This window comes from Pseudomonas sp. BN607 (genome assembly GCF_029871175.1).
In the GTDB taxonomy this organism is placed as follows: Bacteria; Pseudomonadota; Gammaproteobacteria; order Pseudomonadales; family Pseudomonadaceae; genus Aquipseudomonas.
The window spans coordinates 1-8355 of sequence record NZ_SSOE01000039.1 but is presented as its reverse complement, the minus strand read 5'-3'; the positions used below and the strand labels follow the sequence as shown (position 1 = coordinate 8355).

Here is an 8355-nt window from a genome sequence, read left to right as displayed (position 1 = left end):
GGCGAACTGGTGGGTGTACTTGGTGATGGGGTCCATCATGCCGCACACGTCGATGATCTGGAAGCGGCCCTGCTTGGACTTCTTGATCGGCTTCTGGCCGGTGATCATCATCATCGGCATGCCGCCCAGGTAGGCGTAAGCACTAGCGGTCACCAGGTTGGTCGCACCAGGGCCCAGGGTCGACAGGCTGACGCCGGTCTTGCCAGTCAGACGGCCGTAGGTGGCAGCCATGAAGCCTGCAGACTGCTCGTGACGGGTCAGTACCAGCTTGATCTTCGACTTGCGCAGGGATTCGAGCAGGTCGAGGTTTTCTTCACCGGGAATGCCGAATACATACTCGACACCTTCGTTTTCCAGGCATTGCACAACGACATCGGCGGCCTTGGCCATTTGGGGTACTACCTCAAAATCTTCGTGGAATTGCAGATTTATTAAGCTGCGCGACTGAGATGTTGCAGGATGTCTCAGTGGCGCGCATCGTAGGCCCTCTGGTTAATAATAATAAATATATTGTTATGATGCGTGTCATCACAGTTCGTTATGAATGCAACTGGCATGAAAGGTAGTACCCCTCGATGAACCTCAAGGCATTGCGTTGCTGTGTCGAAATCGTCCGGCAAGGCAGCTTCACCAAGGCTGCGCAGCACCTGCACATTGCCCAGCCGGCACTGAGCATGGCGGTTACCCGGCTTGAAGAAGAACTGGGCGTGACCCTGTTCAACCGCACCACGCGCAAAGTACTCCTTACCGCCGAGGGCGAGCAGTTCCTGCCGCGTATCGCATCGGCCTTGCGCGAAATGGACGTTGCCCGGCAAGAGCTGCGCGACATGGCCGACCTGAAGCGCGGTGAAGTGCGCCTGGGCATCCCGCCGATGTTCGGCCTGCACTATGTGCCGGGGTTGATGAATGCCTTCCGCCAGTTTTACCCAGGCATTGCCATGACCGTGTTCGAAGGCAGTGCCGAAGACATTGGTCACCGCCTGGAACAACGGGAAATCGACCTTGCGCTACTGGAGTCACGTCGGGTGCCGCCGGACAAGGAGTCGATCCTGCTGGGCAGCGACGAGATGCTGGCGTGCATGCACCCCGACCACCCTTATGCAGGCAAGGCATTCCTCACCGCCGAGGACCTGCGCAACACCGACATGGTGGTGTTTGACCGCACTTTCGTGCAACGACAACTGCTGGACGCGTTCTTTGCCGAACACGGGATCACTTATCAGGTGGCGCTGCAAAGCAACTTCGTGTCGCTGGTGGTACAAGCGGCGCTGGACAACATGGGCGTGGCGACTTTGCTGCGTTCGGTGCAGCAGCGCACCCCGGGCATTGTCGGCGTGCCGTTCCGGCCGGCGCAGCAAATGAGCTTTCGCCTGTGCTGGCGCTCGGGGGAATACCTGTCGCTGGCCAGCAAGCGCTTCATCGACTTCGCCGCACAAACCCATTACCTGGAGCGCTGATAGCCACCTGTTCCGGCCCTTTGGCGGTCCAATAGGTGCCCGGCGAACGACGAGAAAGAGAGGAAGCCGCTCTACTTCCTCGACGTTGAAGTCGCGAATTGACTATCATCCCGCGTTGAACGTTTCAGCATGTTTCAATGCATGCCTCAATAGGGATACAGATGTCAGTCCAGGAACAACCTCCTCTTCCCAGTAAAAGCACGGTGGCCAAGATGGAAGCCGCCATGGCACTGGGTAGCTTCGCCATCGGTACCGGCGAATTCGCCATCATGGGCCTCATGCCCGACATTGCCAGCAACCTGCAACTGAGCGAGCCGCAAGTCGGCCATGCCATCAGCGCCTATGCGCTGGGGGTAATGGTCGGTGCGCCGACACTGGCGATTCTCGGTGCCAAGTTGCTGCGCAAGCACATGCTGCTGCTGTTGATGCTGCTGTATGCCTTGGGCAACCTGGCCACCGCCCTCGCCCCTTCGTTCGGCGGCCTGGTGGCTTTCCGTTTCATCAGCGGCCTGCCCCACGGCGCCTACTTCGGCATTGCCGCCGTGGTGGCGTCAAGCATGGTGGCCAAGGATCAACGCGCGGGGGCCGTTGCCCGCGTCATGATGGGCCTGACCCTGGCCATGCTGCTCGGCAACCCGGTGGCCACCTTCCTCGGTCAGTACTTAGGCTGGCGTTCAGCATTCGTGCTGGTCGGCGTGATCGCCCTGTGCACCATCGCCCTGGTCTGGCGCTTTGTGCCCCAGCGCCATGATGAAGCACGCAGCGACCCACGCAAGGAACTGCAAGCCTTCACCCAGCCGCAGGTATGGATGGCACTGGCCATCGCTTCAATCGGTTTTGCCGGCATGTTCTGCGTGTTCAGCTACCTGGCGCCGACCATGCTGCAGGTGACCCAAGTGTCACCGCAATGGATTCCGTTCGGCCTTGCGGCGTTCGGTGTAGGCGGTATCGTCGGTAATATCGCGGGCGGCAAACTGTTCGACCGCTTGCAGTTCCGTGCGGTGGGGCTGGTGCTGGTGTGGTCGGTTGCCGTGCTGCTGTTCTTCACATTCGCTGCACAAGCTTTGTGGAGCCTGCTGCTGGGCATCGGCCTGGTGGGCACCATGATTGCCCTGGCGGCGCCGCTGCAAATCCGGTTGATGGATATTGCCCATGAAGCACCGAGCCTTGCGGCAGCCTCGAACCACGCGGCGTTCAACCTCGCCAATGCCCTGGGGCCGTGGCTGGGAGGTATGGCGATCACTGCAGGTATGGGCTGGACCAGCACCGGGTACATCGGCGCCGCGACGGCGCTGGTTGGCCTGGGCATTTACCTGGTGGCGCGGCGGATGAAAGGCGGGCATTGAAGCCGGCAGGGTCATAAAGGGTTACCCTACCCCTTTATGCACCCGCCACTGCCGAGTCATTCATGTTCGATTGGGAAGACCTGCGCCATTTCTCCGCCTTCAGCTCGGCCGGCTCGCTGTCGGCCGCTGCCAAGACCCTGGGTGTCGACCACGCCACAGTGGCCCGGCGCATCGCCTCGCTCGAAGCTTCGCTCAAGCTCAAGCTGGTCGACCGACGTCCCCGCGCCTATGCCCTCACCCACGAAGGCCAACGTGTTGCAGAACTCGCCGAGCAGATGGCCATGTCCTCGTTTGCCCTGGAGCATTTCGCCAGCGCCGGCCAACAGACAGTGGAAGGCGAAGTGGTGCTCTCGGCACCACCGGCGCTGCTGGGCAGCATCGTCGCCCGGCGCTTGGGCGAGCTGTACCAGCGCTACCCACAACTGCGCCTGAAACTGGTAGGCAGCAAATCCAAGGCATCCTTGGTCCGCCGCGAAGCTGACATCAGCATCGCCCTGGCCAGGCCGACAGAGCCAACTCTGGTGGTCAGCCTGCTGGGGCACCTGGATTACCGGCTGTATGCCTCGCCCGGTTACCTGGCCAGCGCGACGGTCAGGCGCTACATCGGCTACGACGAGTCTCAGGCCCGTTCCCCACAACAGCAATGGCTCAACCTCCAGGCCGGCCAGCAGCCGTTCGCATTGCACAGCAATGACCTGCGCATCCAGGCCCAAGCCTGTGCCGGCGGCATCGGCATCGCCTGCCTGCCCGCGTTCATGGCACAGGAACACGGTCTGAAAGAGGCAGGCAGCGCCCAACAGACAATGAGCATCGAAATCTGGCTGGCCGTGCATGAAGACGTGCGCGCCACGCCGCGGATCAAGGCGGTTACCGACTTCCTTCAGCAACAGGTGCGGCCGCTGCTGCGCTTGTGAATTCTTGCAGATAGCGCATGCATCAATACGGAATTTTCGCCCAACCCAGCCAGCGTTAGGCTAACTCCATCACTCACGCCCTTGAAGGAGACGACGATGCAGTACGTAAAGCTGGGTAGCACTGGGCTGGACATTTCAAGACTGTGCCTGGGCTGCATGACCTTCGGTGAACCCGACGCCGGCACTCATCCCTGGACCTTGGGCGAAGACGCCAGCCGGCCGATCATTCGCCATGCCGTCGAGCAAGGCATCAACTTCTTCGACACTGCCAATAGCTATTCCGCCGGCACCTCGGAAATCATCCTCGGCAAACTCCTGAGGGAGTTTACCCGCCGCGAAGAAACCGTGATTGCCACCAAGGTGTTCTTCCCTGCCAACATGTGGGAAGGCGCCAGCCGGCCCAATGAGCAAGGCTTGTCACGCAAGGCGATCATGGCCAACATCGACGCCAGCCTCAGTCGCCTGGGCACAGACTACGTCGACCTCTACCAGATCCATCGCTGGGACTACCACACCCCCATCGAGGAAACCATGGAAGCTCTGCATGATGTGGTCAAGGCCGGCAAGGCGCGCTACATCGGTGCATCGTCGATGTATGCCTGGCAGTTCGCCAAGGCGCAGCAGGTAGCCGCCAGCCATGGCTGGAGCCGCTTCGTGTCGATGCAGAACTACCTCAACCTGATCTACCGCGAAGAAGAGCGAGAGATGATCCCGCTGTGCCTGGATCAAGGCGTCGGCCTGATGCCCTGGAGCCCGATGGCGCGCGGCCGCCTGACACGACCGCATGGGCAGCAAACCCAACGCACGCGCACCGATGTGTCCGGGCAATCGTTCTATGAAAAGACCGAGGCGGAGGACGGCCGGGTAATCGATGTGGTCGAGCAGATCGCCAGCGAACGGGGGGTGCCGATGGCCCAGGTTGCACTGGCCTGGGTATTGGGTAGGGCCGGCGTTAGCGCCCCTATCGTCGGCGCCTCGAAGCCCGCCCACCTGGACGATGCCCTGGGCGCATTGTCACTGCAGTTGAGCGAGGACGAGGTGGCGCGCTTGCAGGCCCCTTACGTTCCCCACGTGGTCACCGGCTTCAAGTAGCAATGGCTTGCGGCAGTTCGATACGCACTCGCAAGCCCCCTGTGGCGGCGGCCAGCGCGGTGATGCTGCCACCGTGCAAGGCGATGGCCCGTTGGGCGATCGCCAGCCCCAGGCCGAAGCCGTCGCTGCTGCTGTCGGTGCCCCGGTCGAATGGGTCGAAGATGCGCTGCAGGCGCGCCGGGTCGACGCCCGGGCCATGGTCGCTGACGCACACCTGCAACCATTGCCCACCGGGTGCCGGTGCGGCCTCCACCAATACCGCCGTGCCGGGCTTGGTGTAGCGCACGGCATTGCGGATGATGTTCTCGAAGGCCCGGTAAAGGAGTTCTTCATGGCCATGCATGAGAAACGCCCCCTGCGCCAGCAAGGACACCTGGCACTGCTTCATGCCTGCCTCGAAACGGGCATCCTCGACGATCTGCGCCAGCAGTTCGACCACATCCACGCTGGCGAAGTCACTGTTGCCTTGACGGGACTGGGCGCGGGCCAAGGTCAGCAGTTGCTCGATGAGGTCGTCCATGCGCCGCGACTCGCGCTCGACCCGCTCCAGCATGTCGGGTCGGTCGGGTTGCTGGCGCATCAGGCCGATGGCAGCATGCATGCGGGTAAGCGGTGAGCGCAGCTCATGCGAAATATCATGCAGCAGGTTCTGCTGGGCCTGCACCAAGGCCTTGAGCTGGCCGGCCATGCGGTCACAGTCCTCGGCCAGGTCGACGATTTCGTCACGGCGCTTGCCCAGCCGCGGCCGGACCCGAATATCGAAACGGCCCTGGGCAACCTGGCCCATGGCCTCGCGCAGCCAGGCCAGCGGGCGGGTCAGGTAAAGGCTGCACAACAACGCGAACAGCGCGCTCATCACGGCCCCTGTCACAAACGGGCCAAGGTTGCGTGGGCGCGGTGCCATACCGACACGGGTGGCCACCGAAGCACGCAGCACCAGCGGGCGACCGTCACGGTCGAGCAGTGCCTGCTCGAAACGCGCCACGTGCACCGTTTGGCCAGCCAGCAAGCGGCCTTGATCGTCGTAAAGGCCTACTTGCACATCCTGCGGCTGTGGCGACACGTCCAGCAACTGGCGTCCGGCCCGCTCGCCATGCCGTTCGAGCATTTGCAGCTCGGTGGCCAGCAACGAACGCAGCCCGGGGGTATCGCCGCGCAGCTCATTGAGCATGAAGGCCCCCGCCCCCACCAGGAAGGTCAGGGTGTTGGCCAGCCAGAATGCCAGGAACAGCTTCCAGAACAGACGCCGGCGCATCATTCGACGATCAGCATGTAGCCCATGCCGCGCACGCTCTGAATCCAGCTGCTGCCATCGGCACGCGGGCCAAGCTTTTGCCGGATGCTGCTGACGTGCACGTCGATACGTCGGTCATAGCGGGTCAGCGGCCGGCCCAAGGCATTGAGCGACAGGTCCTGCTTGCTGACCAGCTGACCGGCCTGGCGCGCCAGGGCTTCGAGCAGGCTGAACTCGGAGCCGGTCAGTTCCAGCGTGGCTGCGCCCCAGTGCGCTTCGCGCCGCCCCGGCCACATTTTCAATGCGCCGCTGCGTACCTGTTCAGGTACCTCGGGCGGGCTGGCTTCCCCCATCAGGTGTGGCTGCACGCGGCGCAGTATCGCCCGCAGGCGCGCCACCAGCTCGCCAGGAGAACTGGGCTTGGGTACATAGTCGTCTGCACCCAGTTCAAGGCCGGCGATGCGGTCGATGTTGTCGCCCCGGGCAGTCAGCAGCAGTACCGGCACCTGGCTGCGCGCGCGCACGCGGCGTAACACTTCGATGCCCGAAATGCCGGGCAGCATCACGTCCAGCACCACCACCTGGAAGTTGCCGGACAACGCCTGGGTCTCGCCTTCTTCACCGGTGTCAACGGCTGTTGCCTGAAAGCCTTCGCGCGCCAGGTACAAAGAGAGCATTTCGGTCAGTTCGCGGTCGTCGTCGACCAGCAGCACAGGGATCATCAGGGCCAGATTTCGCAATTGCAGGGGTGGTAATGATCGCCCTACGCGCCGGCACTGTCACCGCCGGCCGGTCGGACTTTACACATCTTTACCCTCGGCTAACCGCGCCGTACACAGCCCGCCCGTATCCTCATCGCCCGCTGCTTGCGGGTTGCCCGCGCTTGCCCCTTCCAAATCCGCTTGTCTGGAACCCCTGATGAACTACCCGCGCCTGTTGCTCTCCATCCTGCTGCTGAAAGCTACGCTGGCCCAGGCCTCACCGTTCAGGATCGCCGACATTCGCGTCAACGGCCTGCAGCGGGTTTCCGCCGGCAGCGTGTTCGGTGCCTTGCCGCTGAACGTCGGTGACCAGGCCGATGACCGCCGTCTGGTGGACTCGACCCGTTCCCTGTTCAAGACCGGGTTCTTCCAGGACATCCAGTTGAACCGCGATGGCAACGTGCTGATCATCAACGTGGTCGAGCGCCCGTCGGTGTCGAGCATTGAGATCGAAGGCAACAAGGCGATCAGCACCGAAGACCTGATGAAGGGCCTGAAACAATCTGGCCTGGCCGAAGGCGAGATCTTCCAGCGTGCCACCCTCGAAGGCGTGCGTAACGAACTGCAGCGCCAGTACGTGGCCCAGGGCCGCTATTCGGCCGAGGTCGACGCCGAGGTGGTGCCGCAGCCGCGCAACCGTGTGGCGCTGAAGATCAAGATCAACGAAGGTACCGTCGCTGCCATCCAGCACATCAACATCGTCGGCAACAACGTGTTCGACGATGAAACCCTGGGCCAACTGTTCGAGCTGAAGACCACCAACTGGCTGTCGTTCTTCAAGAACGACGACAAGTACGCTCGCGAAAAACTCTCCGGTGACCTGGAGCGCCTGCGTTCCTACTACCTGGACCGCGGCTACATCAACATGGACATCGCCTCCACCCAGGTGTCGATCACCCCGGACAAGAAGCACGTCTACATCACCGTCAACATCAACGAAGGCGAGAAGTACACCGTTCGCGACGTGAAGCTGTCCGGTGACCTGAAGGTGCCGGAAGACCAGGTCAAGTCGTTGCTGCTGGTGCAGCCGGGCCAAGTGTTCTCGCGCAAGGTGATGACCACCACGTCCGAGCTGATCACCCGTCGTCTGGGTAACGAAGGCTACACCTTCGCCAACGTCAACGGCGTGCCCCAGCCGAACGACGAGGACCACACGGTAGACATCATGTTCGTGGTCGACCCGGGCAAGCGTGCCTACGTCAACCGCATCAACTACCGCGGCAACACCAAGACTGAAGACGAAGTGCTGCGTCGCGAGATGCGCCAGATGGAGGGCGGCTGGGCTTCGACCTACCTGATCGACCAGTCCAAGACCCGTCTGGAGCGCCTGGGCTTCTTCAAGGAAGTCAACGTCGAGACCCCGCCTGTGCCAGGCACCGACGACCAGGTCGACGTCAACTACAGCGTCGAAGAGCAGGCTTCCGGTTCGATCACCGCCAGCGTCGGCTTCGCCCAGAGTGCGGGCCTGATCCTGGGTGGTTCGATCAGCCAGAGCAACTTCCTCGGTACCGGTAACAAGGTGTCCATCGGGCTGACCCGTTCGGAATACCA

Annotated in this window: 8 protein-coding genes; 5 read left to right on the top strand and 3 right to left on the bottom strand. The window is 62.4% G+C overall.

The features are described from left to right. The coding region (locus tag E8E68_RS10315) for a thiamine pyrophosphate-binding protein (RefSeq protein WP_280341077.1) at nucleotides 1-390 on the bottom strand (390 nt) is incomplete at its 3' end. Between the two features lie 185 nt (nucleotides 391-575). On the opposite strand from E8E68_RS10315, the gene E8E68_RS10310 reads away from it, so the two are divergent. From E8E68_RS10310 to E8E68_RS10295, 4 genes are all read left to right on the top strand, one after another. After that, on the top strand, nucleotides 576-1457 hold the full coding sequence (locus tag E8E68_RS10310; RefSeq protein ID WP_266034965.1) for a LysR family transcriptional regulator: 882 nt from the start codon (nucleotides 576-578) through the stop codon (nucleotides 1455-1457). 161 nt (nucleotides 1458-1618) lie between these two features. Next, nucleotides 1619-2803: an MFS transporter gene (locus tag E8E68_RS10305; protein ID WP_266034967.1), complete on the top strand. Its 1185-nt coding sequence runs from the start codon at nucleotides 1619-1621 to the stop codon at nucleotides 2801-2803. A gap of 62 nt (nucleotides 2804-2865) precedes the next feature. Continuing rightward, a complete protein-coding gene (locus E8E68_RS10300) occupies nucleotides 2866-3717 on the top strand; it encodes a LysR family transcriptional regulator (RefSeq protein ID WP_064491418.1) in 852 nt (283 codons plus the stop codon). Nucleotides 3718-3813: 96 nt separating this feature from the next. Continuing rightward, nucleotides 3814-4809, top strand: coding sequence for an aldo/keto reductase (locus tag E8E68_RS10295; protein WP_280341065.1), 996 nt, complete (start codon nucleotides 3814-3816; stop codon nucleotides 4807-4809). On the opposite strand, the gene E8E68_RS10290 is transcribed toward E8E68_RS10295, so the two are convergent. Both E8E68_RS10290 and E8E68_RS10285 read right to left on the bottom strand, forming a co-directional pair. Further along, a complete protein-coding gene (locus E8E68_RS10290) occupies nucleotides 4802-6067 on the bottom strand; it encodes an ATP-binding protein (RefSeq protein WP_266034971.1) in 1266 nt (421 codons plus the stop codon). The genes E8E68_RS10295 and E8E68_RS10290 overlap by 8 nt on opposite strands. After that, complete coding sequence (locus E8E68_RS10285) at nucleotides 6064-6765, bottom strand: response regulator transcription factor (protein ID WP_266034974.1); 702 nt, start codon at nucleotides 6763-6765, stop codon at nucleotides 6064-6066. The genes E8E68_RS10290 and E8E68_RS10285 overlap by 4 nt, the downstream gene beginning before the upstream one ends. A gap of 196 nt (nucleotides 6766-6961) precedes the next feature. Between E8E68_RS10285 and bamA the strand changes: the two genes are divergently transcribed. Next, on the top strand, nucleotides 6962-8355 hold a 1394-nt coding region (gene bamA, locus E8E68_RS10280; protein ID WP_280341060.1), incomplete at its 3' end, for an outer membrane protein assembly factor BamA.

Bases quoted from the DNA above. Each gene is read 5' to 3' on its own strand.
- E8E68_RS10310 (WP_266034965.1), top strand. From the start codon at position 576: ATGAACCTCAAGGCATTGCGTTGCTGTGTCGAAATCGTCCGGCAAGGC.
- E8E68_RS10305 (WP_266034967.1), top strand. From the start codon at position 1,619: ATGTCAGTCCAGGAACAACCTCCTCTTCCCAGTAAAAGCACGGTGGCC.
- E8E68_RS10300 (WP_064491418.1), top strand. From the start codon at position 2,866: ATGTTCGATTGGGAAGACCTGCGCCATTTCTCCGCCTTCAGCTCGGCC.
- E8E68_RS10295 (WP_280341065.1), top strand. From the start codon at position 3,814: ATGCAGTACGTAAAGCTGGGTAGCACTGGGCTGGACATTTCAAGACTG.
- E8E68_RS10290 (WP_266034971.1), bottom strand. From the start codon at position 6,067: ATGATGCGCCGGCGTCTGTTCTGGAAGCTGTTCCTGGCATTCTGGCTG.
- E8E68_RS10285 (WP_266034974.1), bottom strand. From the start codon at position 6,765: ATGATCCCTGTGCTGCTGGTCGACGACGACCGCGAACTGACCGAAATG.